Origin of the sequence: Kitasatospora sp. MAP5-34 (assembly GCF_029894335.1) — a bacterium.
GTDB lineage: Bacteria > Actinomycetota > Actinomycetes > Streptomycetales > Streptomycetaceae > Kitasatospora.
Window position 1 is genome coordinate 40,338 of sequence record NZ_JARXZC010000004.1, and the last position, 26,395, is coordinate 66,732.

General features: G+C 70.0%; 22 protein-coding genes. 11 read left to right on the forward strand and 11 right to left on the reverse strand.

All coding sequences use genetic code 11. From position 1 onward, the window contains the following. The first annotated feature begins 66 nt into the window (after window positions 1–66). From P3T29_RS05445 to P3T29_RS05465, 5 genes are all read left to right on the forward strand, one after another. Entirely contained in the window at window positions 67–1,698 is a 1,632-nt protein-coding gene (locus P3T29_RS05445) for an ABC transporter substrate-binding protein (protein WP_280715126.1), read from the forward strand. Between the two features lie 67 nt (window positions 1,699–1,765). After that, window positions 1,766–2,689: an ABC transporter permease gene (locus tag P3T29_RS05450; RefSeq protein WP_280715127.1), complete on the forward strand. Its 924-nt coding sequence runs from the start codon at window positions 1,766–1,768 to the stop codon at window positions 2,687–2,689. Continuing rightward, window positions 2,682–3,710 (forward strand): ABC transporter permease, encoded by a 1,029-nt coding sequence (locus P3T29_RS05455; RefSeq protein ID WP_280715128.1) that lies wholly within the window; start codon window positions 2,682–2,684, stop codon window positions 3,708–3,710. The genes P3T29_RS05450 and P3T29_RS05455 overlap by 8 nt, the downstream gene beginning before the upstream one ends. A gap of 91 nt (window positions 3,711–3,801) precedes the next feature. Further along, on the forward strand, window positions 3,802–4,866 hold the full coding sequence (locus tag P3T29_RS05460; protein ID WP_280715129.1) for an ABC transporter ATP-binding protein: 1,065 nt from the start codon (window positions 3,802–3,804) through the stop codon (window positions 4,864–4,866). Further along, window positions 4,856–5,977 (forward strand): dipeptide ABC transporter ATP-binding protein, encoded by a 1,122-nt coding sequence (locus P3T29_RS05465; protein ID WP_280715130.1) that lies wholly within the window; start codon window positions 4,856–4,858, stop codon window positions 5,975–5,977. The genes P3T29_RS05460 and P3T29_RS05465 overlap by 11 nt, the downstream gene beginning before the upstream one ends. A gap of 114 nt (window positions 5,978–6,091) precedes the next feature. Here the strand turns inward: P3T29_RS05465 and P3T29_RS05470 are convergent, their stop codons facing one another. From P3T29_RS05470 to P3T29_RS05510, 9 genes are all read right to left on the reverse strand, one after another. Beyond that, the gene (locus P3T29_RS05470; protein ID WP_280715131.1) at window positions 6,092–7,153 is read right to left on the reverse strand and encodes a dipeptide ABC transporter ATP-binding protein; all 1,062 of its coding nucleotides are present in this window, start codon (window positions 7,151–7,153) and stop codon (window positions 6,092–6,094) included. A gap of 19 nt (window positions 7,154–7,172) precedes the next feature. Continuing rightward, window positions 7,173–8,240 carry an ABC transporter ATP-binding protein gene (locus tag P3T29_RS05475; RefSeq protein ID WP_280715132.1) on the reverse strand — a complete coding sequence of 356 codons (1,068 nt, stop codon included), beginning with the start codon at window positions 8,238–8,240 and terminating at the stop codon, window positions 7,173–7,175. A 92-nt stretch (window positions 8,241–8,332) separates the two neighbouring features. Beyond that, a complete protein-coding gene (locus P3T29_RS05480) occupies window positions 8,333–9,313 on the reverse strand; it encodes an ABC transporter permease (protein ID WP_280715133.1) in 981 nt (326 codons plus the stop codon). 140 nt (window positions 9,314–9,453) lie between these two features. Next, the gene (locus P3T29_RS05485) at window positions 9,454–11,223 is read right to left on the reverse strand and encodes an ABC transporter substrate-binding protein (RefSeq protein ID WP_280715134.1); all 1,770 of its coding nucleotides are present in this window, start codon (window positions 11,221–11,223) and stop codon (window positions 9,454–9,456) included. Window positions 11,224–11,341: 118 nt separating this feature from the next. Then, a complete protein-coding gene (locus P3T29_RS05490; protein ID WP_280715135.1) occupies window positions 11,342–12,370 on the reverse strand; it encodes an ABC transporter permease in 1,029 nt (342 codons plus the stop codon). A gap of 873 nt (window positions 12,371–13,243) precedes the next feature. Beyond that, window positions 13,244–15,691, reverse strand: a complete 2,448-nt coding sequence (locus tag P3T29_RS05495) for a peptidoglycan binding domain-containing protein (protein ID WP_280715136.1) — start codon at window positions 15,689–15,691, stop codon at window positions 13,244–13,246. A 341-nt stretch (window positions 15,692–16,032) separates the two neighbouring features. After that, a complete protein-coding gene (locus P3T29_RS05500; protein ID WP_280715137.1) occupies window positions 16,033–16,542 on the reverse strand; it encodes a DUF6113 family protein in 510 nt (169 codons plus the stop codon). Then, on the reverse strand, window positions 16,539–17,450 hold the full coding sequence (gene mshB, locus P3T29_RS05505; RefSeq protein WP_280715138.1) for an N-acetyl-1-D-myo-inositol-2-amino-2-deoxy-alpha-D-glucopyranoside deacetylase: 912 nt from the start codon (window positions 17,448–17,450) through the stop codon (window positions 16,539–16,541). The genes P3T29_RS05500 and mshB overlap by 4 nt, the downstream gene beginning before the upstream one ends. Before the next feature lie 31 nt (window positions 17,451–17,481). Then, a complete protein-coding gene (locus P3T29_RS05510) occupies window positions 17,482–17,676 on the reverse strand; it encodes a DUF2304 family protein (protein WP_280715139.1) in 195 nt (64 codons plus the stop codon). Between the two features lie 295 nt (window positions 17,677–17,971). Here P3T29_RS05510 and P3T29_RS05515 point away from each other — a divergent pair, with 295 nt between their 5' ends. The 5 genes from P3T29_RS05515 (at window position 17,972) to P3T29_RS05535 (ending at window position 23,926) form a co-directional block, all read left to right on the forward strand. Next, window positions 17,972–20,107 (forward strand): alpha/beta fold hydrolase, encoded by a 2,136-nt coding sequence (locus tag P3T29_RS05515; RefSeq protein WP_280715140.1) that lies wholly within the window; start codon window positions 17,972–17,974, stop codon window positions 20,105–20,107. 126 nt (window positions 20,108–20,233) lie between these two features. Continuing rightward, window positions 20,234–21,241, forward strand: coding sequence for an ABC transporter ATP-binding protein (locus P3T29_RS05520; protein ID WP_280715141.1), 1,008 nt, complete (start codon window positions 20,234–20,236; stop codon window positions 21,239–21,241). Then, window positions 21,238–21,960 carry an ABC transporter permease gene (locus P3T29_RS05525; protein ID WP_280715142.1) on the forward strand — a complete coding sequence of 241 codons (723 nt, stop codon included), beginning with the start codon at window positions 21,238–21,240 and terminating at the stop codon, window positions 21,958–21,960. The genes P3T29_RS05520 and P3T29_RS05525 overlap by 4 nt, the downstream gene beginning before the upstream one ends. An 8-nt stretch (window positions 21,961–21,968) precedes the next feature. Continuing rightward, window positions 21,969–23,237 (forward strand): histidine kinase, encoded by a 1,269-nt coding sequence (locus P3T29_RS05530; RefSeq protein WP_280715143.1) that lies wholly within the window; start codon window positions 21,969–21,971, stop codon window positions 23,235–23,237. Between the two features lie 50 nt (window positions 23,238–23,287). Beyond that, window positions 23,288–23,926, forward strand: a complete 639-nt coding sequence (locus P3T29_RS05535) for a response regulator transcription factor (protein WP_280715144.1) — start codon at window positions 23,288–23,290, stop codon at window positions 23,924–23,926. A 27-nt stretch (window positions 23,927–23,953) separates the two neighbouring features. Here the strand turns inward: P3T29_RS05535 and P3T29_RS05540 are convergent, their stop codons facing one another. Together P3T29_RS05540 and P3T29_RS05545 are read right to left on the reverse strand one after the other, a co-directional pair. Next, entirely contained in the window at window positions 23,954–24,838 is an 885-nt protein-coding gene (locus P3T29_RS05540) for a transglutaminase-like domain-containing protein (protein ID WP_280715145.1), read from the reverse strand. Between the two features lie 95 nt (window positions 24,839–24,933). After that, window positions 24,934–25,806: a GNAT family N-acetyltransferase gene (locus P3T29_RS05545; RefSeq protein WP_348532793.1), complete on the reverse strand. Its 873-nt coding sequence runs from the start codon at window positions 25,804–25,806 to the stop codon at window positions 24,934–24,936. 261 nt (window positions 25,807–26,067) lie between these two features. Here P3T29_RS05545 and fdxA point away from each other — a divergent pair, with 261 nt between their 5' ends. After that, a complete protein-coding gene (gene fdxA / locus P3T29_RS05550; RefSeq protein ID WP_280715147.1) occupies window positions 26,068–26,394 on the forward strand; it encodes a ferredoxin in 327 nt (108 codons plus the stop codon). Window position 26,395: the final 1 nt, after the last annotated feature.

The window sequence follows — 26,395 nt, forward strand, 5'->3', positions numbered from 1 at the left end:
CGCGCCGCCGCGACGGCGCCCTTCTCATGGGGTGTGATGCGTCACACACTCCGAGGAGGGACCTCCATGCCTGTAGCCACCCGCGTTCGCTGGGCCGTGATCGCTGCGACGTCCGTGGCCCTGGTGGCCACCGGTTGCAGCAGCAGTAGTAGCAGTAGTTCGGGGACGAATGCGAACGGTGTGGTCCAGGCATGGTGGGGTGACCCGCAGAACCCGCTCGAACCGGTGAACACCAACGAGGTCAACGGTGGCGCCGTCCTCAACATGATCTTCACCGGCCTGGTCTCCTACGATCCGAAGACCAGCAAGGCCAGCAACGCCAATGCCGACTCGATCACCTCGACCGACCAGCAGAACTGGACTGTGAAGCTGAAGCCGGGCTGGAAGTTCAGCGACGGCACCACGGTGACCGCCAGCTCCTACGTGGACGCCTGGAACTACGGCGCGCTGGTCACCAACAAACAGGTCAACGCGAGCTTCTTCCAGTACGTCCAGGGTTACAACGACGTGGCGCCCCCGACCGGCGCGCCCACCGCCCAGACCATGTCGGGCCTCAAGGTCGTCGATGACAACACCTTCACCGTCGCGCTGAGCCAGAAGTTCTCGACCTGGCCGCAGACCCTCGGCTACTCGGCGTACTACCCGGTGCCCAAGAGCTTCTTCACCGACCACGCGGCGTACCTCAACAAGCCGGTCGGCAACGGCCCGTACCTGATCCAGTCCTGGACCAGGAGCCAGAAGATGCAGCTGCGGCCCAACACGGCCTACAGCGGCACCAACAAGCCGAAGAACGGTGGCATCGACCTCAAGGTCTACACCGACACCAACGCGGCCTACGCCGACCTGCAGTCGGGCAACCTGGACCTCGACAACGGCATCCCGAACAGCGCGCTGAAGACGATCCAGACCGACCTGAACGGCCGGTACATCAACGAGCCCGCCGGCATCATCCAGACTATCTCCTTCCCGCTGTACCAGGTGGACTGGAACACGGACAACGCGAAGCTGGTCCGCCAGGGGATCTCGATGGCGATCGACCGGGCCACCATCACCAAGGTCGTCTTCACCAGCACCCGCACCCCCGCCACGGACTGGACCTCGCCGGTGCTCGGCGACGCCGGTGGTTACAAGGCGGGGCTCTGCGGCTCGGTCTGCAACTTCGACGCGGCCAAGGCCAAGCAGCTGATCCAGCAGGGCGGCGGCATCCCCGGCGGCCAGCTGACGATCAGCTACAACGCCGACGGCCCGCACAAGGAGTGGGTCGACGCGGTCTGCAACAGCATCAACAACGCGATGGGCGACACCAAGTCCTGCGTCGGCCGCCCGGTCGGCACCTTCGCGGACTTCCGCAACCAGGTCACCACCAAGCAGATGACCGGCGCGTTCCGGACCGGCTGGCAGATGGACTACCCGCTGATCCAGGACTTCCTCCAGCCCGTTTACACCACCGGCGCCTCCTCCAACGACTCGCACTACAGCAACGCGCAGTTCGACGCCCTGGTGAGCAAGGCCAACGCCGACGCGGACGTGACGCAGTCGGTCACCGACTTCCAGACCGCCGAGAAGATGCTCGCCACCGACCTGCCCGCCATCCCGCTCTGGTACCAGAACGGCACCGCCGGCTGGTCCTCCAAGGTCTCCAACGTGATGTTGGACCCGTTCAGCGTCCCGGTCTACTCCGAGATCACCGTCAAGTAGTCGGCGGCCGGGGCCGGCCCTTCCCGGGGCCGGCCCCGGCTCGACCGACGGTTCACTGGAGGTTCGTATGGGACGCTACGTCCTCAGACGGCTGCTCCAAATGATCCCGGTGTTCATCGGGACCACCTTCCTGATCTTCGTGATGGTCCACGCACTGGGCGACCCGGTCAACGCGCTCTTCGGCGACAAGGCACCGGACCCGGCCGTCGCGGCCCAGATCCGGGCCCAGTACAACCTGAACGACCCGCTCTGGCTCCAGTACGTCAAGTACATGGGCAATCTGTTCCGCTGGGACTTCGGGACCACCTTCAGCGGCCAGACCGTCACCTCGCTGCTCGCCACCGCCTACCCGGCCACGCTCAAGCTCACGGCGGTGGCCTTCACCATCGAGGTGGTCTTCGGCATCGGCTTCGGCCTGATCAGCGGCCTGCGCCGGGGCGGGGTGGCCGACAACAGCGTGCTGATCCTCACCCTGGTGGTCATCTCGATCCCCACCTTCGTCACCGGCTACGTGCTGCAGTACCTGATCGGCGTGAAGTGGGGCATCGTGCCCGCGACGGCGGGCGACCCCCTGACGCTGCAGTCGCTGTTGCTGCCAGGCATCGTGCTGGCCTCGGTCTCGCTCGCCTACGTCGCCCGGCTCACCCGGACCACCGTCGCGGAGAACTCCAAGGCCGACTACGTACGGACCGCGACGGCCAAGGGCCTGCCGCGCCGCCGCGTGGTGATCAACCACCTGCTGCGCAACTCGCTCATCCCGGTGGTCACCTTCCTCGGCACCGACCTCGGTGCGCTGATGGGTGGTGCGCTGGTCACCGAGCGCATCTTCAACATCCACGGTGTGGGTTTCTACCTGTACCAGGGGATCGTCCGCCAGAACAGCAACACCGTGGTGGGCTTCGTGACCATCCTGGTCATCGTCTTCCTGGCGGCCAACCTGCTCGTCGACCTGCTCTACGCGGTCCTGGACCCGAGGATCCGTTATGCCTGATCAGGACAAGTACAACGAGGCCGACCCGCTCTCCGAGGCCGGTACGGGCGAGGAGGAGATGCCGAGTGCGGTGGAGAGCCGCACCTTCGACCTCGGCACCATGGAGGGCCAGAGTTTAATCAAAGCCGAACGGCTGGCGGACCACCCGGAGACACCCGCGATCGAGGACCGGGTCGTCGCGCGCAGCCTCTGGCAGGACGCCTGGCGGGACCTGCGGCGGAACCCGATCTTCATCATCTCCGGACTGCTGATCATCTTCCTGGTCGTCATGGCGATCTGGCCCGGCCTATTCACCTCGACCGACCCGCTCAAGTGCGACCTGTCGAAGTCCCAGCAGGGCGCCGAGTCGGGGCACCCCTTCGGTTTCGACACCCAGGGCTGCGACGTCTACTCCCGTACGGTGCACGGCGCCCGCGCCTCCATCACGGTGGGCGTCTGCGCCACGGCGGGAGCCGCGCTGACCGGCACCGTGCTGGGCGGCCTGGCCGGCTTCTTCGGCGGCTGGCTCGACTCGGTGGTCTCGCGGATCGCCGACATCTTCTTCGGCATCCCGATCCTGCTCGGCGGCCTGGTCTTCCTCTCCGTGATTCCCAGCCAGTCGATCTGGATCGTGGTGGCGTTCATCGTGGTCCTCGGCTGGCCGCAGCTGGCCCGCATCGGCCGAGGCGCCGTCATCACGGCCAAACAGCAGGACTACGTCACGGCGGCCCGGGCACTGGGCGCCGGGAACGCCCGGCTGATGCTGCGCCACATCCTGCCCAACGCGGTCGCGCCGATCATCGTCGTCGCCACCATCGCGCTCGGCACCTACATCGCGCTGGAGGCGACGCTGAGCTTCCTCGGTGTGGGACTCAAACCGCCCACGGTCTCCTGGGGCATCGACATCTCCTCGGCTGCGGACACCTTCCGCAACGCGCCGCACATGCTGCTCTACCCGGCCGGGGCGCTCAGCCTCACCGTGCTGGCGTTCATCATGCTCGGCGACGCGGTGCGCGACGCTCTCGACCCCAAGCTGCGCTGACCGGCAAACGCTGACCGGCAGGCGTTGACCACCCGGGTCGACCATCCGGCGCTGATCCCCAAGTTGAGCCCGTATCAGTGAGAGAGGTGCCATGAGTACCAGTGTGAGCAGCGCGTCGGCCGGCTCCCGGGCGGACACCGTCGACTCATCGGACGCGCCGCTGCTCCAGGTCAACGACCTGCACGTGGAGTTCCGGACCAGGGACGGCGTGGCCAAGGCCGTCAACGGGGTGGACTACTCCGTCCGGGCGGGCGAGACGCTCGCGGTGCTTGGTGAGTCGGGCTCCGGCAAGTCCGTGACCGCGCAGGCCATCATGGGCATCCTGGACAGCCCGCCCGGCCACATCACCGGTGGCGAGATCATCTTCAAGGGCCGTGACCTGCTCAAGCTGGGCTCGGAGGACCGCCGCCAGATCCGGGGCGCCCAGATGGCGATGATCTTCCAGGACGCGCTGTCCTCGCTCAACCCGGTGCACACCGTGGGCGCCCAGCTCGGCGAGATGTACCGGGTGCACAAGGGCTCCTCCCGGAAGGAGGCCACGGCCAAGGCGATCGAACTGATGGACCGGGTCCGGATCCCGGCCGCGAAGGACCGGGTGAACGACTACCCGCACCAGTTCTCCGGTGGTATGCGGCAGCGCATCATGATCGCGATGGCGCTGGCCCTGGAGCCGGACCTGATCATCGCGGACGAGCCCACCACAGCCCTGGACGTGACCGTCCAGGCGCAGGTGATGGACCTGCTGGCGGAGCTTCAGGCCGAGTACCACATGGGTCTGATCCTGATCACCCACGACCTCGGCGTGGTCGCCGACGTCGCGGACAAGATCGCGGTGATGTACGCGGGCCGGATCGTCGAGACCGCCCCCGTCGGCGAGCTCTACGCCCGCCCGGCGCACCCGTACACCCGGGGGCTGCTGGACTCCATCCCGCGCCTGGACCAGAAGGGCCAGGAGCTCTACGCGATCAAGGGCCTGCCCCCGAACCTGCTGCACATCCCGGCCGGCTGCGCGTTCAACCCACGCTGTCCACGGGCCCAGGAGATCTGCCGGCAGGAGGTCCCCCGGCTCTTTCAGGTGACCGAGAACGACGGGACCGAGCTGGCGGGCCGGGGCAGTGCCTGCTTCTTCTGGAAGGAGACCCTCAATGGTGAGTAACGGGTCAAGCGCGCTGGGCGCGGCGGTGCCGGAGGAGATCGCGTTCGCGCAGAAGGTGGCGCCGGGCGAACCGATCCTCGAAGTCCGCGACCTGGTCAAGCACTTCCCGCTGACCAAGGGCGTCGTGTTCCGTAAGCTGGTCGGGGCGGTCAAGGCGGTCGACGGCGTCTCCTTCGACCTGATCCAGGGTGAGACGCTGGGCATCGTCGGTGAGTCGGGCTGCGGAAAGTCGACGCTCGCCAAGGTGCTGATGAACCTGGAGCCCGCGACGAGCGGCTCGGTGAAGTACAAGGGCGAGGAGATCTCCAGGCTCTCGGGCGCCGCGCTGAAGGCCGTCCGCCGTAACATCCAGATGGTCTTCCAGGACCCGTACACCTCGCTGAACCCCCGGATGACGGTCGGTGACATCATCGGTGAGCCGTACGAGATCCACCCCGAGGTGGCGCCGAAGGGCGAGCGGCGCAGGGCGGTGCAGGATCTGCTGGACGTGGTCGGGCTGAACCCGGAGTACATCAACCGGTACCCGCACCAGTTCTCCGGCGGCCAGCGGCAGCGGATCGGCATCGCGCGCGGTCTGGCGCTCAAGCCGGAGATCATCATCTGCGACGAGCCGGTCTCCGCGCTGGACGTCTCGGTGCAGGCCCAGGTGATCAACCTGCTCGACCGGCTGCAGAAGGACTTCGAGCTGTCGTACATGTTCATCGCGCACGACCTCTCGATCGTCCGGCACATCTCCGACCGGGTCGGCGTGATGTACCTCGGCAAGATGGTCGAGATCGGCAGCGATCTGGAGATCTACGACCACGCGACCCACCCGTACACCCAGGCCCTGCTGTCCGCCGTCCCGGTGCCGGACCCGTCGCAGCGGGAGGCCCGGGACCGGATCGTGCTGGAGGGCGACGTCCCGTCACCCGCGAACCCGCCGTCCGGCTGCCGGTTCCGGACCCGGTGCTGGAAGGCCCAGGAGAAGTGCACGCTGGAGGAGCCGCTCCTCATCGTGCGGCCGGGGCTCCAGCGGCTCGCGGCCCATGACTCTGCCTGCCACTTCGCCGAGGAGCGGGAGGTCGAGCTGACGGCGGAGGAGCGGCAGCAGCGACCTGCCGACGAATAGCCGGTTCTACTGCGGACCGGCTGCACTGCAACCGCCTGCACTGCAAAAGGGTGCGAGGCCCTGCTTGACGGCTCAGTTCGTCAAGCAGGGCCTCGCACCCGTGTCGGGGTCGCCTCAGACCGCAGCGGGCGCAGCCGCGAGGCCGCCGTCCTCCGGGAAGTGGCAGGCGGTGAGGTGGCCGTCCAGGTTGCCGGAGAGCTGGACGAGCGGGGGCTCCTCCGTGGCGCACTTCTCCTGGGCCTTCCAGCAGCGGGTGCGGAACCGGCAGCCCGACGGCGGGTTGATCGGCGAGGGGACGTCGCCGACCAGGCGGATGCGCTCGCGGTCGTCGTCCGGGTCGGCCTCGGGGACGGCGGAGAGCAGCGCGTGGGTGTACGGGTGCCGGGGGCTCTCGTACAGCGACTGGCGGTCGGCGATCTCGACGATCTTGCCGAGGTACATCACCGCGACGCGCTGCGAGAAGTGCCGGACGATCGCCAGGTCGTGCGCGATGAACAGGAACGCGATGCCGAGGTCCTTCTGCAGCTGCTGCAGCAGGTTGACGACCTGGGCCTGGATCGAGACGTCCAGCGCGGAGACCGGCTCGTCGGCCACGATCAGTTTCGGCGAGAGCGAGAGCGCGCGGGCGACGCCGATGCGCTGGCGCTGGCCGCCGGAGAACTCGTGCGGGAAGCGGTTGTAGTGCTCCGGGTTGAGACCGACGGTCTCCAGGAGCTCCTGGACCTTCTTCTGGATGCCGCCGGGCGGGTTGATGCCGTTGATCTCCATCGGCGCGCCGATGATGGCACCGACGGTCTGCCGGGGGTTCAGCGAGGAGTACGGGTCCTGGAAGATCATCTGGATCTCGGACCGGATCGGCGCCAGCTGCTTGCGTCCGGCGTGCGAGATGTCCTGGCCGGCGTACGTGATGGTGCCGGCGGTCGGCTCGTACAGCCGGGTGACCAGTCGACCGAGGGTCGACTTGCCGCAGCCGGACTCGCCCACCAGGCCGACCGACTCGTTGGCGTGCACGGTCAGGTCGACGCCGTCGACCGCGTGCACGGCGCCGACCTGGCGCTTGAAGAGGAAGCCGTCCATCACCGGGAAGTGCTTCTGCAGCCCGGAGAGCTGGAGCAGCGGCTCACCGATGGTCGGGGTGTGGCCATCGGTCTTGTCGAGGGTCAGTTCGTTGCTCATGGTGTGTAACCGGTCCCTCTCAGCCGAGCCGCGGCTGGATCTGGTCGATGAAGATTTCCTGCTTCTGTCCGCTGGACAGGTGGCAGGCGGTGGCGTGTCCGGCCTCCGGGGCGAGCGGCGGGCGCTCGGTGGTGCACTTGCCGCCGATGACCTGCTCCAGGTGGTCGCACCGGGGGTTGAACGGGCAGCCGGTCGGCAGGTTGATCAGGCTCGGCGGAGTGCCGCGCACCGGGCGCAGCGGTACGCCGACCGGGCCGGTCAGGTTGGGCATCGAGGAGAGCAGGCCCCAGGTGTAGGGGTGCTGCGGAGCCTTGAGCACCTCGCGGACGGTGCCGCGCTCGACGGCCCGGCCCGCGTACATCACCATGATGTCCTTGGCGGTCTTGGCCACCACGCCGAGGTCGTGGGTGATCAGGATGATCGCCGTGCCCATCTCCTGCTGGAGTTCCTTGAGCAGGTCGAGGATCTGGGCCTGGACGGTGACGTCCAGTGCGGTGGTCGGCTCGTCCGCGATGACCAGGGCCGGGTCGCAGACCAGCGACATGGCGATCATCGCGCGCTGGCGCATACCGCCGGAGAACTGGTGGGGGAAGTCGTCCACCCGCGTGGTCGGCTGCGGGATGCCGACCTTGGTCAGCATCTCGATCGAGCGGTCGCGGGCTTCCTTCTTGCTCGCACCGGTGTGCTTGCGGTAGGTCTCGCCGATCTGCGCGCCGATGGTGTGGAACGGCGAGAGCGCGGTCAGCGGGTCCTGGAAGATCATCGACATGGTGTGGCCCCGGAGCTTCTCCAGCTCCTTGTTGGGCGCACCCACAAGCTCCTGGCCCGCGAGCTTGATCGAGCCGGTGATCTCGCTGTTGGCCGGGTTGTGCAGGCCGAGGATCGCCAGGTTGGTCACGGACTTGCCGGAGCCGGACTCGCCCACGATGCCGAGCGTGGTGCCACGCTCGACCTCGAACGAGAGGTTGTCCACGGCCCGGACCACGCCGTCCTCGGTGCGAAAGCGGACCGAGAGGTCGCGGACGGAGAGGAAGGACGAGCTACCGCCGGGGGCGGCCGTCTCCTCGGGCTTGGCCTGGGTGGTCATGGACAGGGCTCCTCGGTGTGGTACGTGAGGTCGTGGTACGTGGGGTCGGAACGGCGGGTCGGCCGGGGGTGTCGGCCAGAGGCGTCGGCCGGTCAGGCCAGCCGGATGCGCGGGTCGATGAGAGCGTACGCGGCGTCCACGACGATGTTCGAGACCACGATCAGGGTCGCGGCCACCATGGTGACACCGACCATCATCGACAGGTCGGACTGGCGGATCGAGTCGATCGACAGCTGGCCGAGGCCCTGCAGTCCGAAGGTGTTCTCGGTGATGATCGCGCCACCGAGCAGGACGCCGAGGTCGATGCCGAACACCGTGACGATGGTGCCCATCGCGCCGCGCCAGGCGTAGCGCAGGAAGACCGAGCGGCCGGACATGCCCTTGGCCCGGGCTGTCCGCACGTAGTCCTCGGAGAGCTGCTCGACCATCGAGGAGCGGGTCATCCGGGTGTAGTTGGCCGTCCAGATCAGCGAGAGCACGAGCCACGGAACGAGCAGGCCGGTGAACCAGCCGATCGGGTCCTGGGTGATCGGCACGTAGGCCGGCAGCTGCAGCCAGTTGGTGCTGTAGACGAGCGCCCAGAGTGCCAGCGGGCCGGCCACGTAGATCTGCAGGGAAGAGGCGATCAGCGAGGCCGAGCTGGCGATCTTGTCGGCGGGCTTGCCCTGCTTGTTGGCGGCGAGCATGCCGGTGCCGATACCGAAGATCAGGAAGATCACGGCCGAACCGACGGTCAGCGAGAGCGTGGTCGGGAAGCGGTCGATCAGGGTGTTGGTGATCATCTCCTGCTTGACGTACGAGTACCCGAAGCAGGGGGCGTTGCAGTAGCCGGCACCGCCGAAGTCACGGCCGGTGAAGATTCCGCTGAACCAGTGCCAGAACTGCAGCGGAACCGGCTGGTCGAGCTGCATGCTGTGGCGGATCAGGGCCAGGTTCTCGGGGGTGCAGACCTTGCCGCAGGAGAGGCGCGCCGGGTCCGCCGGAATGGCGAAGAACAGCGCGAAGGTGACCATGCTGATGATCAGCAGGATGACGAGTGCGCCGAGGGAACGGCGGACGAGGAAACGGAGCATGGGTCGGGCTCTCCTGGTCGGGGCGCCGGCTGCGAGTGCGGTGGGCGGAGCAGGGCGGGGCGGTGGGGCCGGGCAGTGGGGCACCGGTCTCCGGATGCGGAGGCCGGCGCCCCACCGTGGTTACTGCTGGGCGCTGAGGACTACTTGACGAAGATGTTCAGCGGGCTCTGCAGACCCTGCAGCGAGTCGAACGTCACGCCGCCGAGGCCCGAGCCGTACAGGCTCATCGAGCGCTGGTAGACGTCCGGGATGGAGACCGCCTTCTGCTGCAGCTCCTTGTCGATCGCGGCCCAGGCCTTGCCCTGCGCGACCGGGTCGGCGATCTTCACCGCGTCCGCCATCTCCTTGGAGACGGCCGGGTCGTTGAAGTGCGCGTAGTTGGACGCGCCGTCAGCCATCGCGGCGCCGTCCCAGACCGGCTGCAGCGAGGTGTAACCGGTCGGCCAGTCGGCGCCCCAGCCGCCCCAGTACAGGTCGTACGGGTTGTTGAGCAGCGCGATGGCGTCGTAGTACGTCTTGGCGTCGAGCGGCTTGGCGACGAACTTGAAGCCGGCCTTCTCCAGGGCGACGCGAATCGCCTCGGTGACGGACTGCTGGATCGGGGTGTTGTTGTACGCGTACACGATCGTCGTGCCGAGCGCGTTGGCGTCGGTCAGCAGCTTCTTGGCGGCCACCGGGTCACCGGCGGGCGACTTCAGCGTGTCGAACACGTCGCTGGCCTCGTAGCCGAGCGTCAGCGGGCTCATGTACGTGGTGGCGAAGTCACCGTAGCTGGTGCCGCCCTGGAGCTGACGGGTCTGCTGGTGCGGGAACGCGCGGATCAGGGCCTCGCGGACCTTGGGGTCCTTGATCCGGGTGTTGTTGATGAAGTAGTAGTCCGTGAACGGCGTCAGGCCGTTGAGGGTACGGGACTTCAGCTTCGGGTCGGCCTTCACCTGGTCGACGAAGCTCGGGGCGACCGTCTCGTGGAAGCTGAAGGCGTCCTTGTCCGAGCCGTTGTCGGCCATGAAGCGCTGGGTCGACTGGTCGATCTGGACGCCGAACTCCATGTGCCACTTGTCCGGGTACGCGTTACGGATCGGGTCCGTGGACGCGTCCCAGTTCGGGTTCCGCTCCAGGTCCAGCGACTTGTCCGTGACGTGCGAGACGATCTCGTACGGGCCGGACGAGAACGGCTTCTTGTCGTACTGGTCCTTCGTGTCCTGCGCCTTGGGCACGATGCCGTAGCCGGTCATGGCGAAGGTGAAGTTCGCGTCCGGGTGGACGTCCGTGAACTTGTAGATGACCGTCTTGGCGTCCGGGGTCTGGACGGACGGCAGGTCCTGGCCGCTGTACGGGCCCGGGTAGGCCTCGCGGTACTTGTCCGGGCTGCCGGTCAGCCAGCTCTGGATGTAGGTCGGGCCGGACTTGATGAACGGCGCGAAGGTCCGCTCGATCGAGTACTTGACGTCGGCCGAGGTGATCGCCGTACCGTCCTGCCACTTCACGCCGTCCTTCAGCGTGAACTTCCAGGTCTTGCCACCGTCGGTGGTGGTGCCGCTGTCCGTCGCGAGGTCACCGACCAGCTTGGTGGAGCCGTCCGGAAGGGTCTTGTAACCCGTCAGGCCACGCGTGAAGAGCAGCGAGACCTCGCTGTTGGTGTTCAGGTAGACCTGGGCCGGGTCGAGGTGCGAGAAGTCGTCGCGGTCGATCATGTTGACCGTGCCGCCCTTCTTCGCGCCCGCCGGGGCGATGGCGGGACCGGTCGAGTCGGCGGCGGTACCCACGGCCACGGTGGTGGCAGCGACCTTGGACTCGTCGGTGCCGGCGCCGGCGCCGCCGGAGTGGGCACTGGAGCAGGCGGTCGTGACGGTGAGTGCCCCGACAACCATGACGGCGGCTGCGAGCCTCCGCGACTTACGAGCGTTCATGTTCATCCTGCCTATGTGGAAGATGCTGATTATTCGGTGGGTTGCCCGGGGCGGGCGTGCCGATCCCCCCGGAGTCTGTGGGTGTGCCGCTGGGTGCCGACCCGTCAGCGCCTGGGTGTCAGCGCTTGGTCTTCGGGTCGAAGGCGTCCCGGACGGAGTCCCCGAGCAGGTTGAAGGCGAGGACGAAGATCACCATCGCCAGACCGGGGAAGAGCAGGAAGGTGATGTCGGTCCGCAGGTAGTTCGCGGAGTTCGCGATCATGCGGCCCCAGTCCGGAGTGGGCTCGGTGACGCCGACGCCGAGGTAGGACAGACCGGCTTCGGCGGTGACGAAGGCCGGGAGCGCGAGCGTGGACTGCACCAGGATCGGGGTCCACAGGTTGGGCAGCAGCTCCTTGAAGATGATCCGGGCCGGGGAGGCACCGGTCACCTTGGCCGCCTCGACGAACTCCCGCTCACGCAGCGACAGGGTGGTCGCCCGCAGGATCCGGGAGAGTGACATCCAACCGAGCAGGGACAGCACGAGGGTGACGGCCACGAACGGCAGCCAGCCGGGCGGGTTCTGGTCTGCGGGCACCAGCAGGCTGGTGACGATCGGCATGGCGGCGATCAGGAAGATCTGCGACGGGAACGACATCAGGACGTCGATCGCGCGGCCGATGAAGTAGTCGGTCTTGCCGCCGAGGTAGCCGGACGCGATACCGAAGGCCACACCGAGCACGGTGGTGATCACCGAGGTCGCGACGGCGATGATCAGCGAGGTGCGGATGCCGTAGACCAGCTGCATGAAGATGTCGCGGCCGAGGCCGGGCTCGAGACCGAACCAGAAGTCGCCGCTCATCCCGCCGTTGGCACCGGTCGGCAGACCGGAGTCGGTCAGGAGCGTCGGGTCGTTCTGCCCGTAGGTGGTGGTGGCGTCCTTGCCGTAGAGCATCGAGATCAGCGGCGCGCAGATGGCGATCAGAAGGAAGATCGCCACGATCACGGCGCTGATGACGCCGGTCCGGTCGCGGAGGAAGCGACGCCACATCAGCTTGCCGGGAGAGAGCCCCCGGAAGACCGGGGCTGACGGGGTTTCGGTCTGGCTGAGCGCGTCGGCCGTCCCGAGAGTGTCGGCCTCGGTCGGGGCCTGAGTGGGGTTAGTCATGGTGCTGGAGCTCCCGCCCGGGGTGTAGCGGCTGCAAAAAGGTGATCGCACGGACTCTTGCAAGTCGTTTATCGAACGTCAAGAGTTCCTCAGTTGCTGGCCACGCATTTCTTGCATTGTGTTGGAATGTCAACCACTTTGTAGTTCCAGACATCTTGACAAGCGCTGAGCGAGACGGGCATATCGGACATAAAGGGATTAATCCCGTTCACACGTCCGTAACGCGACTTGGTCAACTCCGTTATCAGGACACCTCCTTCGAGAGGTGGTCACGCAACGCGCGTAGATCTGATGTCCGATTTGTTCCTTCTGGCAGTATTTGTTGGTGGTATTTGAGTGTCCGATTATCGGACGGTCCTGTTTTTGGGTGTGCTCGAGGAATTTTGGGCCCCCTTCAGCAGTGAGGCGCATAATCCACCGCGTGAATGTCACGCACTGTTGCTGGCAATTTCACGCCATTGGCGAGTGTCCGCCGCTTTTTGCGATCCCCGAGAGCCCCCTTCAGCGCCGTTCGCTACTTCGTCCGCCATCTCTGGCAGCGGACGATCTCGTACGCGAAGCCGGTACCGCAGGGTGTTCCGGGCGGGCGGCCCGGACCGGGGCCGGGCTCACCTGGTGGCACATCCTGCTGACGGGGGAACGGCTTGTCGACGGACCGGCCATCAAGTCTTGGTAACGCGCCGGTAGGGGCCGCCGGCTGAGCCGGATTGTCCGGTTATGGCCCGCCACTGGCGAGGATTGGCCAGGGGCGCCCGGGGGTGGGTACGACGGAGCGCCCAGGGGCGGGAGGCTGTCCGGCCTCCGCCCCTGGGCGCTCCTGGGTGCTGCCCGGCGTTGTTCGGCGTTGTTCGGCGCCGCTGGGCTCGACCGGCGTCAGCCCGCCGGGAACCGGAAGACCCGGTCCTTGGCGGCCGTCTTGTCGAACACCGAGGCGATGCCGTCCGCGACGTCCTGCGGGGTGATCGCCGAGGAGACGCCGTTCTTCTTGGTCTTCGACTTGTCGAAGGCGCCGCCCAGGGCGTCGTTGAGCTTGTCGTAGTCCCACTTGAGCGCGACCGTGCCGGAGGCGTCCGGTACCAGCGTGAGCGCCTTCGCAGCGGTGCTCTTGCCGAACTCGAACCTCTTGGTACCGGCCATGACCGTCACGTTCCCGTTCAGCACCGCCTTGCCGAGGCTGTTGGCGGCGGCCTGCAGGGCGTCTGTGGACACCTTCGGCTGAGCGGCCGTCACCGGGACGGTCAGCACGGTGTCGGGCTGCCCGGCCGCGCGGTTGCGGTACGCCTGCTCGATCAGGCCCAGCGCGGCGGTGGCATCCACGGCCTGGCCCGCCCTGCCGGGCACGACCTCGGTCTGCCCGTCCGGGGTGAACCGCACGAAGCCCTCCTGGAGACCCTGCCCGGAGTTTCCGCCCAGGGTCTCCAGCGCCGCCTTCAGCTTGGCCTCGTCGATCTTCACCTCGGGTGCGACGGCCTTGCTGCCGCCCGCGAGCGAGCCGATCACCTCGACCGGGTTGTAGCTGTGCTTGGTGAGGGCGTCCACCGTCGCGGTGGTGTCGAAGCTCAGACCGGCGGCCGTCGGGTCGAGATTGACGGTCTGGTCGCCGACCTTGAGCTGGACCGGGCGCTGCCCCGCCTTGCCGACCGTCCCGTCCAGCAGGCTGAGCGCCTGGTCACGGGCATCGCCGCCGATGTTGGTGCCGAGCACGGTGGTGCCGGAGGGAATGTCCGCCTGGTTGAGCATCAGGCCGGTGCCGTACGCGGCGGCGCCCGCGAAGAGCAGGCCGCCGACCGCGTACGCGGCGAGCTTGGGTGCCTTGCTCCGGCGGCGGGGTGCTGCTGCGGCCGGCTTGTCGTCGGAGCCGGCTGCGGACCCGGACGCCTCGGTCTCGGGCGCCTCGGGTGCTTCGGGTACCTCGGACTGCGTCGCCGACTGCGCCGTCGGCTGGGGGCGGCCCGGGCGCGGCAGCTCGTTGAACCCGGCGGGGGCCGTCGGGGTGGCACCGGTGGGACCGGTGGGACCGGTGGCTCCGGTGTTGCCGAGGGTGCCGGGGAAGGGCGGCGCGGGCTCGTACGAGACGTCGGCGAAGCGGCCGCCGCGAGCCGGCTGGGCGGGCCCGAACGGGTCCTGCTGGGCCGCCTGGGCGGGCTGACGGTTCGTCGCGAAGGGGTCGGCGCCCTTCGGGGCGGCGGGGCGGGGGTTGCCCGGGTTGGCCGGGTTGGTCTGGGGGGTCTGCGGGGCCTGGGGGGTCGCCCCGAAGACGTTCGTCGTCGGCAGGCCGGGTATGGCCGCCGTCGGGAGGTCGTCCCGGGCCGGGGCGAAGCCGCCCACCTGGGTGTCCTCCGACCCGCTCGTCGCCCGTGGCGGCTCGGACTGCCGGGGGCCGCGCTGCGGAGCCCGCTGGGTCGCGAACGGGTCCGTGGCGGGGGTGGGCGCGGGAGCGGTCGTGAACGGGTCCGCAGGGCCGGTGGCGAACGGGTCCGGTGCGAACGGGTCCGGCGGGCCCTGGCGGTAGGGGTCGGCGGAGTACGGGTCGGCGGCGAACGGCGCGCCGCCGAAGGCGGGACCGCGCCCGTTGGCGCCGCCGCCCTGCTGCTGACCTTGCGACCGGTGCTGGTTCTGCTGCTGGCTCGGCCCCTGGCCCTCGGCCGCCCGGCGCCCGGCGTTGTTCCCGGAGAACGGCGAGGCCGGCGTGCCGTTCGGCAGCGGCCCGGGTCCCTGCGAAGGCTGCGCGGACCGCGCGGGCTTGGTGGCCTGCGGGGACTGCATGCCGGGTGCCGGTGCGGGCGAGGGCGCAGCCGTCCTGGGGGCGGCGCCGGCGGGCACCGGCGCGGGCCCGGACTGGCTCCGCTGCCGGGGCCGGAACCACTCACCGGTGGACTCGGAGGAGGAGCCGGCCGCCGGCTCGCGCTCCGACTGCTGCCACTCCGGCGGCAGGTTCGGTGGCGTCGTGGTCCGCTCACCGGAGTCGACCACCCCGAGCACGGGGGAGGCGGACGCGCCCGAGCGATGCCGGGGCCCGGTCGGCTCGGCCGGAGCCTCCTCGTTCTTCACCGTGGAGCGCACCACCACCGGCGGGATCGGACGGGACCCGGGGATGTTGATCCGTACCCGGGTCGTCAGCGTGGTCTCGGTCTTCGGCACGTCGTCGCCGTCGGGCATCCCGGCCGGCTCCGCCGGGCCGGTGCCCAGGCCGTTCGGAAGCCCGGTGCCGTAGGGCGGGGTGCCCGACGGGTAGGCGTCCGCACCCTCCCCCTGCCTCCGGCCGGGGGAGCCCCCCTGGCGGGGCGACGGGTACGCGCTGTCAGATTCGCGGCTGCTCAATGCTGCTCTGCTCCGGGTTCGCGGCCGCGCCGTGGGACGGCGACCGCGGGTTGTGGGCCGCCAGACCTCATCGTGCGGCGACTGCCGCCGCGCGCTGAACCTGACGAACCCTCCGACACCAGCTTCTTTAACGTGTGGGCCTGCGGCACGCCGCCTGCCTCGCGATTGCGCTGAAGGTACCTGCTGTTCCTTCCTCCGCGCCCGCCGGGGCCGACCTGTCGCGGCACCACCTTACTGGGAAGAACCGGACGGTGAACGGCATCGGATAGAACCTGATACGTCCAGGTTGTGTCCGGTATGAGCCTACGGGCGCCGCTCCCTGACTGCCCGTCGCCGCCCGCTCACCGCTTGGGGCCGGGGGCCCCGAATCCGAAGCCCGACCTGGTCGGCAGAGTGGCGCAGATCACGCCGCTGATCGAGCCGATGAAGAGATAGGCGTACGAGGCCCCGTCGGCCGCCAGTACGAAGGACCCCTCGGGACGAGGGGTCATCAGCACCAGCAGCGTCAGGAACCAGCCGATCATCGGCGCCCCGGCGCCGAGCTTGGTCCCGGTGAGCCGCAGCCCGCCGTAGAACACCGCCGCCGTCGCGGCCAGCGCCAGCAGCAGCCCGCCTGGCTGCCAGAGCGACTGCACGAAGCAGCCGCAGAGCGAGACCAGCGCGCCGAGCACGAAGAGCACCACGTACGCGACGACCCGCCCGGCGAGCGGCGGCTGGGACTCGGCGAGCCGCTCGCGACGACTGCCGAGAACACGCGCGATCGGGCTGCGCCTGGTCGGGCCGGCGGTCGTCGGCGTGCGGTCCGTCGGTGTACGGTCCATCGGGCTCCGGTCGATCGGACTGGCGGTCATCGGAGTGCCTCCGCGTCCAGGCCGGCGAACAGGTCGGTCTCCGGCGTTCCGGGTCCTGCTCCGCCGTGGACGAGCTGGTAGTACTCGGTCGTCAGCAGTGGCTGCCCGAGGTTGTTGCTGAGTGCGAAGAACTCCCCGGCGGACTCCCCGTCGAGGGTGATCTGGGTGGCGTGCGCCCGCATCGCGGCGGCCTTCGCCCCGGCGTACGCCGTCCCGTCCACGACGGTGGTGACCACTCCGTCCTCCACCACGCCGGGGATGTCGCCGACTTCGGCCACCCCCGGGAAGGACGCCTTGGCGGCGGTGTCGCGCAGCCCCTGCTCGATGACCGAACGCGGCACCCGGTTGTAGTAGACCTTGGCGATCCGCCAGGCCGCGCCCAGCTCCGGCCGGTAGCCGGCGTCGGCCGCGAGCTCGTACGCCCGCAGCGCGACCCGGTGCGCCTGGATGTGGTCGGGGTGCCCGTACCCGCCGTGCTCGTCGTACGTCACCAGCACCTGCGGGCGCACCTCGCGGACCACCGCGACCAGGTGGGCGGCGGCCTCGTCCAGGTCGGCCCGCCAGAAGCAGCCCGGGGCGTCGTTCTCGGGCACGCCCATCATCCCGGAGTCCCGGTAGCCGCCCGCGCCGCCCAGGAAGCGGAAGTCGCCGACCCCCAGCTCGCGCATCGCGGCGGTGAGTTCGCCGATCCGGTACGCGCCGAGGCTGTCGTCCCGATCGGCCGTCAGGTGGGCCAGCCCGGGCGGGATCACCTCGCCGCCCTCGCCGAGGGTGCAGGTCACCAGCGTGACCGAGGCGCCCTCGGCGGCGTAGCGGGCCATGGTGGCGCCGTTGTTGATCGACTCGTCGTCGGGGTGGGCGTGCACCAGCAGCAGGCGGCGGGTCGGCCGGTCGGTGGCAGCGGTCATGGGCAGCAGCCTATCGACCGCCGCCGGAGGTCTAGAGCTTCAAGCCATTGATCATCCCGGCGACGTTGCTGGTCACCTGTTGGATCGACGGCGCGATCGAGCTGGACGCGAGGTAGAAACCGAGCAGCGAGCAGATGATCGCGTGTGCCAGCTTCAGGCCGGACCGGCGGATCAGGACGATCACGATGACCAGCATCAGCACGGCTGCGGAGATGGACAAAGGCATGACGGCTCACACCCCTTTCGGGTGCGCCGCCCCGGGGGAGGGCGGCGGTCGGACAAGCTCTCGACCCGGCGCCGGGTGAACGGGACGTTCCGGCTCCGGATCGATGACTCAAGGAATACCCGATCAGTGAGGATTGCATTACTTACCGTGAGGCCGCACAGGCCGGGGCACGGGAGCGTCCGGGGGCGCATGCCCCGGTGGGACGGGGTGCGGTGGCCCGACGGGGTGACTTCCGGTAGCTGCTCCGAACGGGTGAGCCGCAGGTCGGGAGGGTCTGCCAATAGGGTCAGGTGCCATGACCACCGATACCTCTGCCGCCACCTTCCCCCGGCAGTACGCGCGCACCCTGCGCTACACCGTCGGCGCGCCCCGGTCGTTCGCCGTCGCACCCGACGGCGCCCGGGTCGCCTTCCTCCGCTCCCGGTCCGGGACGGACCGGGCCAACCTGCTCTGGACCCTCGACACCGCGACCGGCGAGGAGCGGATCGCCGCCGACCCGGTGGCCCTGCTCGGCGGCGGCGAGGAGGACCTGTCGCCCGCCGAGAAGGCCCGCCGCGAGCGCAGCCGCGAGGGCTCGGCCGGCATCGTCGGCTACGCCCTGGACGGCTCCGGCACGCAGGCCGCGTTCGCCCTCTCCGGTCGGCTGTTCACCGCTGACCTGCTTACCGGCATGGCCCGCGAGCTGCCCGCCGCCGGACCGCTGGTCGACCCGCGACTGTCGCCCGACGGCGTCCACGTGGCGTACCCGAACACCGTCGGCGAGCTGCGGCTCAGCCGCGCCGACGGCACCGAGGACCGCGCCCTCGCCGTACCGGAGCGCGCGGGGATGACGTGGGGGCAGGCCGAGTTCATCGCCCAGGAGGAGATGAACCGCGACCGTGGCTACTGGTGGTCCCCCGAGAGCGACCGGCTGCTCGTCGCCCGCGCCGACGACGCGCCCGTGCAGCGCTGGTGGATCGCCGACCCGGCCAACCCCGGCACCCCGCCCGCCGAGATCGCCTACCCGGCCGCCGGTACGCCCAACGCCGAGGTGACCCTCTGGGTGATCGGCCTGGACGGCTCGCGCACCGAGGTCGAGTGGGACCGCGAGGCCTTCCCGTACCTGGCCCGGGTGCACTGGTCGGCGGGCGGCGCGCCGCTGCTGCTCGTCCAGGCCCGTGACCAGCGCAGCCAGCAGATCCGTACCGTCGACCCCGCGACCGGCGCCACCGAGCTGCTGCGGGCCGAGCGGGACGAGATCTGGCTCGACCTCTTCTCCGGGGTCCCGGCCTGGACGCCGGACGGGAAGCTCGTCCGGATCGACGACGAGAGCCAGGTCCGCGCGCTGGTCGTCGGTGAGCGGCAGGTCACCGGTGACGCGCTGCACGTCCGCTCGGTCTTCGCGATCACGGACGACTCCGTCCTGTTCAGCGCCTCCGCCGGGCCCGCCGAGATCGATCTGCCGCCGGGCTGGACGGGCCTCTTCCGGGCCGGCCCGGACGGCGAGGTCACCCGGTTCGCCGACAACGGGGACGGCGCCGCCTCGGCCGTCCACGCCGGCGGGGTCACCGTGCTCTCCACCACCTCCGCCACCCAGGCCGGCTCGACCGTCCGGGTGCTGCGCGACGGCGAGGTGATCGCCACCATCGCCTCGTACGCCGAGACGCCGCTGCTCACCGCCCGTCCGCAGTTCCGCTTCGCGGGTGAGCAGTGCATCCCGTGCGCCGTCTTCCTGCCGACCGGGTACGAGCGGGAGCGTGACGGCCTGCTGCCCGTCCTGATGGACCCGTACGGCGGTCCGCACGGGCAGCGCGTCGTCCAGGCGCACAACCCGCACCTGACCTCGCAGTGGTTCGCCGACCAGGGCTTCGCCGTGATCGTCGCGGACGGGCGCGGCACCCCCGGGCGCAGCCCCGCCTGGGAGAAGGCCATCGCCTTCGACTTCGCCGGGGTCACCCTGGACGACCAGGTCGAGGCCGTGCAGGCGCTCGCCGAGGAGTTCCCGCTCGACCTCGGCCGGGTCGGCATCCGCGGCTGGTCGTACGGCGGCTACCTGGCGGCGCTCGCCGTGCTGCGGCGGCCCGACGTCTTCCACGCGGCCGTCTCCGGCGCGCCCGTGACGGACTTCGCGCTCTACGACACCCACTACACCGAGCGCTACCTCGGCCACCCGGCCGAGCGGCCCGAGGTGTACGAGGCCAACTCGCTGATCCCGGACGCGGCCAAGCTGGAGCGGCCGCTGATGATCATCCACGGCCTGGCCGACGACAACGTGGTCGCCGCGCACACCCTGCGGCTCTCCTCCGCGCTGCTTGCGGCGGGCCGCGCGCACACCGTGCTGCCGCTGTCCGGGGTCACCCACATGACCCCGCAGGAGGAGGTCGCGGAGAACCTGTTGCTGCTGCAGGTGGAGTTCCTGAAGGAGTCGTTGGGCCTGGAGAAGTCGGTCTGAGCCCCCCGCCGTCGTGTCCTCCCCATGACATCTGTCATGCGGAGGACACGACGGCACACACTGACGCCCGGTGGGCCGGTCGCGGGAATCTTGGGAGGTCAGCCTTTCAGGAGAGGACGCGGACGGATGAGTACACGGGTCAACGAGGGCGGTGAGGTCGCCGCCTTCAGGAACGTCAGCAAGAGCTACGGCCGGGTGAAGGCGGTGAACGGTCTCGATCTGGTGCTGCGGCCCGGCGAGACGGTGGCGCTGCTCGGCCCGAACGGCGCCGGGAAGTCCAGCAGCCTCGACCTGCTGCTCGGCCTGCGCGAGCCGGACCAGGGCAGTGTCTCGCTCTTCGGCGGGACGCCCCGCGCGGCGATCGAGGCCGGCCGGGTCGGCGCGATGCTGCAGAGCGGCGGCCTGATGGGGGACGTCAAGGTCCGCGAGCTGGTGAAGTTCGCCTGTGCCATCCACCCCCGGGCCCACCGCGTCGAGGACGTGCTGCGCAGCGCGGGCATCGCCGAGATCGCCGACCGCAAGGCCGACAAGCTCTCCGGCGGCCAGGAGCAGCGGGTCCGGTTCGCCCTCGCCATCGCCGGGGCCAACGACCTGATCGTGCTGGACGAGCCCACCACCGGCATGGATGTGACGGTCCGTCGGCAGTTCTGGGCCACCATGCGGGCGCAGGCCGACGCCGGGCGGACGGTGCTGTTCGCCACCCACTACCTGGAGGAGGCGGACTCGATCGCCGACCGGGTCCTGGTGCTCCACAAGGGCCGGCTGATCGCCGACGGCACCTCCGCCGAGATCAAGGCCAAGGCGGGCGGGCGCCGGATCACCTTCGAGCTGCACAGCTCGGACGGCGTCGTGGACGAGGCCGCCCTGCGGGCGCTGCCGGGCACCGTCAGCCTGGACGTCACCGGTCACGCCGAGGGCCTGCGGACGGTGCGGATCCGCAGCATGGACGCCGACGCCGGGGTCGCCGCCCTCTACAAGGCCGGGTTCTACCCGCACGGCCTGGAGGTCACCAGCCTGGGCCTGGAGCAGGCGTTCCTGACCATCACCGGCGAGGCCGACGACGAGGACCGGGGCGCCGAAGGCTCCGAGGGCTCCGCCACCGAGAACCGTGACGCCGAGGAGCGTGCGCTGTGACCACCCTGATCCAGCTGGAGATCCTGCGCACCCTGCGCAACAAGCGGTACCTGATGTTCACGGTGCTCTACCCGGCTCTGCTCTACGTCTTCTTCATCAGCGCCTACAGCGGCGGCTCGGTGGCCGGGGGCATCCCGGCGAAGTCGTACTTCATGGTCTCGATGGCCACCTTCGGCGCGGTCGGCGCCGTCCTCACCGGCAGCGCGCAGCGGATCTCGCTGGAGCGCAAGAGCGGTTGGGTGCGGCAGCTGCGGCTGACGGCCCTGCCCGGCCGGGCGTACACCCTGGGCAAGATCGCCTCCTGCGCGGTCACCACGCTGCCCGCGATCCTGGTGGTCTTCGCGATCGGCGGGATCGAGGGGGTCGAGCTCAGCGCGGCGCAGTGGCTCGGGCTCGGGGCCGCGCTCTGGCTCGGCAGTTTCGTCTTCGCGGCGCTGGGTGTCGCCCTCGGGTACGCCGCGCAGCCGGACTCGGTGCAGCCGATCGTGATGATCGTCTACATGCTGATGGCCCTCTTCGGCGGTACCTGGTTCCCGGTCGGCGACTCGCTCAAGAAGTTCGCCCGGTTCAACCCGGTCTACCAGTACAACCAGTTGGCCTCCTTCACCCGGCCCGGCCAGTCGGTCGACACCGCCGCCATCGCGGGGCTGGCGGGCTTCCTGGTGCTCTTCGTCGCGGCGGCGGCCTACCTGTACCGCAAGGACACCAAGCAGGCATGATGGCCGTCATGTCCAAGACGCTCCTGAACCGCCGCCCCGACCACTCCGGGCAGGACGGGCAGGAGCGTCGCCTGCTCAGGTCGGTGGTGCCCGGGGCGCCGGTCGAGAACCGCCGCCAGCTGGTGGTGAAGCTCTCCTGGATGTCGCTCTGGATGATCTACCTGCTCTACCCCGTGGGCGACCTGGCGAGCAGTCGGCACGGGACGGCCGCCAAGGTGGCCGGAGCGATCGGGCTGGTGCTGTTCCTGGCCTGTTATTTCAGCCTGGTCGCGTTCAGGTCGACCGGGCGGTCCGGCCAGTGGCGTGGCAACTACGTGCTGGTCGGCCTGATGCTGACGCTCGCCACCGTCAGCTCGTTCGGCCTCGGCCAGCCCTGGCTGACGCTCTACACGTACGCCTCGGTCTGCACCGGCGCGGTGCTGGCGCCAAGGCTCGGGCTGCCCGGGGTGGCGCTGGTCACCGCCCTGGCGCTGGCCGTCTCGCTGAGCGTGCACGCCGACCTGACCACGCTGATCTCGATCGTCCTGCCGTGCTTCCTGGGCGGGTTCGCGATGACCGGCCTGCAGCGGCTGATCGGCACCATGCGGGAGCTGCGCGAGGCCCGGGCCGCCGTCGCCCACCTCGCCGCCGCCGAGGAGCGGCTGCGGCTCGCCCGGGACCTGCACGACCTGCTCGGGCACTCGCTCTCGCTGATCACCATCAAGAGCGAGCTGGCCGGGCGGCTGATGGACCAGGACAAGCAGGAGGCAGCCCGCGCGCAGGTCGCGGACATCGAGAGCGTCGCCCGGCAGTCCCTGATCGACGTCCGGGAGGCGGTCGGCGGCTACCGCAGGCCGACCCTGCCGGTCGAACTCGCGGCGGCCCGAAGCGCCCTGACGGCCGCGCAGATCACCCTGGAGGCCGACCCCTCGGTCGCCGACGGGCGCCCGGGTCTGGGCACCGACGAGACCGGCGCGCTCGCCTGGGCGCTCCGCGAGGCCGTCACCAACGTGGTCCGGCACGGCGAGGGTGCGACCGTCTGCACCGTGACCATGGACGAGACCTGGGAGGGCGACGGCGAACGCTACGCCGTCCTGGAGATCGCCGACAACGGTCGCGGGCCGGGCAAGTCCGGCCCAGGGAACGGACTTTCGGGCCTGGAGGAGCGGCTCGCCCTGGTGGACGGCCGCCTGGAGACGGGCGTCGGCGCGCGCGGCAAGGGCTTCCGGCTCCGCGCGCTCGTCCCGCTGCGTACCGTCACGACGCCGGCGGCCGACGCCGGGGCGTCCGGGTCGTGAGCGTGGCCACCGTCTGCGGGTCCGGGTTCCGGACTGCCTAGGCTGGCCGCATGACTGACCAGACGCCAGAGACGCCCGTACGAAGTGTGAGAGTCCTGCTCGCCGAGGACCAGGGGATGGTGCGGGAGGCGCTCGCCGCACTGCTCGGGCTCGAAGGGGACATCGAGGTGGTCGCGCAGGTCTCGCGCGGCGACCTGGTGGTGGACGCGGCGATCCAGCACGACGTCGAGGTCGCCGTGCTGGACATCGAGATGCCGGGGATGACGGGGATCGAGGCCGCCGCCGAACTGCGCAGGCGCCGGCCCGGGACGAAGGTCGTGATCGCCACCACCTTCGGGCGGCCCGGCTACCTGCGGCGGGCGATGGAGGCGGGCGCGGACGCCTTCCTGGTCAAGGACGCCCCGGCCGCCGAACTCGCCCAGGCGATCCGCCGGGTGCTGGCCGGCGAGCGGGTGATCGACCCGACGCTGGCCGCCGCCGCCCTGGCGGACGGCGCCAACCCGCTGACCGGACGGGAGCGCGACGTGCTCGCGGCGGCGGCGGACGGTGCGGTGAACGCCGACATCGCCAGGCGGCTGCACCTCTCGGAGGGGACGGTCCGCAACTACCTCTCGATGGCCATCCAGAAGACCTCGGCGCGCAACCGCACGGAGGCGGTCCGGGTCGCGCGGGAGAAGGGCTGGCTGTAGGGCCTGGCTGTGCGGCCTGCCCGACGGTCAGTTGAGGCGGTGCCGGGACGCCCGGGCTTCGCGCCGGACCCGGGCGGCGGCGTCGGGGTCGAAGGTGTCCAGGATCTCCGCGTACGCCTCCATCTCGTCCGCTCCGGCCAGGAAGTCGCCGGTGCGGACGAGCAGTTCGGCCCGTTCCAGGCGCAGCTGGGCCGGGTGGCGCGGCAGCAGCAGGGAGAGCTCGGTGGCCCAGAGCTGGGTACGGGCGTGTTCGGGCCGGTCGGCCGCCCAGTTGCGGATGTTGCCGAGGACTCGCAGGACGAGGTCCAGCGGGGCTGCGGGGGTGAGGAGTTCGGGGGAGAAGTGGTGGCCGGTGGCGAGGACCAGCTGCGCGACGTCCGGCAGGTCGAGCAGCCGTCCGCCGTGGTACGGGTCGGCGAGCACGTAGTCGTTGTCGTCGGTCGGGCCGCCCACCGCGACGATGAAGTGGCCCGGCAGGGCGATCCCCCGGACGGTCAGCCCGGCGCGGGCGGCGACCGCGCTCCAGACCAGCGAGAGCATGATCGGCAGCCCGCGCCGCCGCCGCAGCACGTCCGGGAGCAGCGAGGACTCCAGCCTCCGGTAGTCCGCCGGCCGTCCGTGGAAGCGCTCCCGGCCGCCCAGTACGGCGGCGAGCAGCGCGGCCGTCTCCTCCGGGTTGGCGGGCGCCCGCTCGGCGACCGCCAGGCGCACGGCGGCGGCGTGCCGGTCCAGCGCCGCCTGGCAGGCGGCCAGCAGGGCGTCCAGCGTGGGCGGTTCCTCGGGCTCCCCGGCCACGGCCGGGACGGGCTCGGCCAGGGTGTGCTCGGCGGCCGCGAGCAGGCAGAGCAGCACCGGGTCCGGGTGCTCGGCCCTGGCCTCGGTACGGAAACGTGTTCTGCTCTGCTCGGTCACAGCAGCCTTCGTCTGTCCGGGGTGGGTGTTACCGCTGGGTCGTTCGGCTGTCTCGGCCGTCTGGGTTGTCTGGGCTGTTACGGCTCTTACGGCTTTTACGGTTGGGGAAGGCGGGCGTAGTGGTAAGTGTGACTGGTCGTGAAACCGAGCCTGTCATAGAGCGCCGCCGCAGCGGTGTTCTCCGCCTCGACCTGAAGGCAGCCGCCGGTCGCGCCCTCCTCGGCGGCCCGGGCCGCCAGCACGGCCATCACGGTGGTGGCCAGACCGGTGCGCCGAGCGTCCGGGGCGGTCTCGATCGCGCTGAAGTACGCCCACGGGCCGTCCACCGCGCAGCGGCCGATGGCGAGCGGCGCGGCGCCGTCCGGGGCCGGTACGGTCGCGAACCAGACGGACGCCCCGCCGTGGAGCACCTTCCGCGCGGCCTCCTCGGCCTCGGGGGAGGACCCGGCCGAACGTCGGTAGTGCGAGAGCCAGTCGGGGCCGGCGGTACGGGCGAGCCGGACACTCCGGTACCCGCTGCCGAGCTTGACGAGCGGTGCGAGCGGGCCGGTCCTGACGTCGGTCGGGCTCTGGCGCGGGGTGAGGAGGTCCAGTTCGGCGGGCGAGCCCGGGGTGGTCACCTCGACGAGGGTGGGCAGGCCGCGGGCGGCGTACCAGGCCCGGACGGCCGCGAGGGCCTCGGGCAGCGGCAGGCCGGGGTCGCCGAGGGCCTGGGCGGAGTTGGCGCGCTGGGTGAAGCCCGCAGAGGCGCGCAGGGTCCAGTCGCCGAGCCGCTGCTGCTCCACGGCGGGCCAGCAGCGGGCGGCGAGCCGCTGGAGCTCGACCGGGGCGGCGGTGGGGGCCGGACCGCGCCGGGCCGGGAAGAGCGGTACGGTCTTGCCCGCGACCAGCAGATTTTCGGGAAAGGAGACCGGTTCACGGTCACGGGGGACTACCGTCAGACCATGATCGTCCCAGGATGTGAGCACACCGATCACATCTCGGAACACCGGACGTCCGTCCACGAGCTCCGAGACGCGCCGTGCTGAGACCCGTCGTCCCACGTCAGAGCGGTCTATCCGCACCTCGGGGCGGCGATCCCTGGGGGCTTCGGCGATCATCTAGGGCACCTCCTGTGCATTCACGGTCTCTGACCCGCGATACTAGGGGCGGGCATCGACGACGCCGCGCGCAACCGCGCACGCAAGCATTAGTTTGGGCGGCCAGCCCTTCCGAGGAGGAACGACAGCGTGACCTACGTCATCGCGCAGCCTTGTGTCGACGTCAAGGACAAGGCGTGCATCGAAGAGTGCCCGGTCGACTGCATTTACGAGGGGGCGCGCTCTCTCTACATCCACCCGGATGAGTGTGTCGACTGTGGTGCGTGCGAGCCGGTGTGCCCGGTCGAGGCGATCTTCTACGAGGACGACACTCCTGAGGAGTGGAAGGACTACTACAAGGCGAACGTCGAGTTCTTCGACGACCTCGGTTCGCCCGGTGGTGCCTCGAAGCTCGGCCTGATCGAGAAGGACCACCCGTTCATCGCGGCCCTCCCGCCGCAGAACGCCGACCACTGAT

Bases quoted from the DNA above. Each gene is read 5' to 3' on its own strand.
- P3T29_RS05500 (WP_280715137.1), bottom strand. From the start codon at position 16,542: ATGACCGCCAGTCCGATCGACCGGAGCCCGATGGACCGTACACCGACG.
- P3T29_RS05480 (WP_280715133.1), bottom strand. From the start codon at position 9,313: ATGCTCCGTTTCCTCGTCCGCCGTTCCCTCGGCGCACTCGTCATCCTG.
- P3T29_RS05450 (WP_280715127.1), top strand. From the start codon at position 1,766: ATGGGACGCTACGTCCTCAGACGGCTGCTCCAAATGATCCCGGTGTTC.
- P3T29_RS05445 (WP_280715126.1), top strand. From the start codon at position 67: ATGCCTGTAGCCACCCGCGTTCGCTGGGCCGTGATCGCTGCGACGTCC.
- mshB (WP_280715138.1), bottom strand. From the start codon at position 17,450: ATGACCGCTGCCACCGACCGGCCGACCCGCCGCCTGCTGCTGGTGCAC.
- P3T29_RS05465 (WP_280715130.1), top strand. From the start codon at position 4,856: ATGGTGAGTAACGGGTCAAGCGCGCTGGGCGCGGCGGTGCCGGAGGAG.
- P3T29_RS05455 (WP_280715128.1), top strand. From the start codon at position 2,682: ATGCCTGATCAGGACAAGTACAACGAGGCCGACCCGCTCTCCGAGGCC.
- P3T29_RS05515 (WP_280715140.1), top strand. From the start codon at position 17,972: ATGACCACCGATACCTCTGCCGCCACCTTCCCCCGGCAGTACGCGCGC.
- P3T29_RS05520 (WP_280715141.1), top strand. From the start codon at position 20,234: ATGAGTACACGGGTCAACGAGGGCGGTGAGGTCGCCGCCTTCAGGAAC.
- P3T29_RS05475 (WP_280715132.1), bottom strand. From the start codon at position 8,240: ATGACCACCCAGGCCAAGCCCGAGGAGACGGCCGCCCCCGGCGGTAGC.
- P3T29_RS05485 (WP_280715134.1), bottom strand. From the start codon at position 11,223: ATGAACGCTCGTAAGTCGCGGAGGCTCGCAGCCGCCGTCATGGTTGTC.
- P3T29_RS05530 (WP_280715143.1), top strand. From the start codon at position 21,969: ATGTCCAAGACGCTCCTGAACCGCCGCCCCGACCACTCCGGGCAGGAC.
- P3T29_RS05535 (WP_280715144.1), top strand. From the start codon at position 23,288: ATGACTGACCAGACGCCAGAGACGCCCGTACGAAGTGTGAGAGTCCTG.
- P3T29_RS05460 (WP_280715129.1), top strand. From the start codon at position 3,802: ATGAGTACCAGTGTGAGCAGCGCGTCGGCCGGCTCCCGGGCGGACACC.
- P3T29_RS05490 (WP_280715135.1), bottom strand. From the start codon at position 12,370: ATGACTAACCCCACTCAGGCCCCGACCGAGGCCGACACTCTCGGGACG.
- P3T29_RS05470 (WP_280715131.1), bottom strand. From the start codon at position 7,153: ATGAGCAACGAACTGACCCTCGACAAGACCGATGGCCACACCCCGACC.
- P3T29_RS05510 (WP_280715139.1), bottom strand. From the start codon at position 17,676: ATGCCTTTGTCCATCTCCGCAGCCGTGCTGATGCTGGTCATCGTGATC.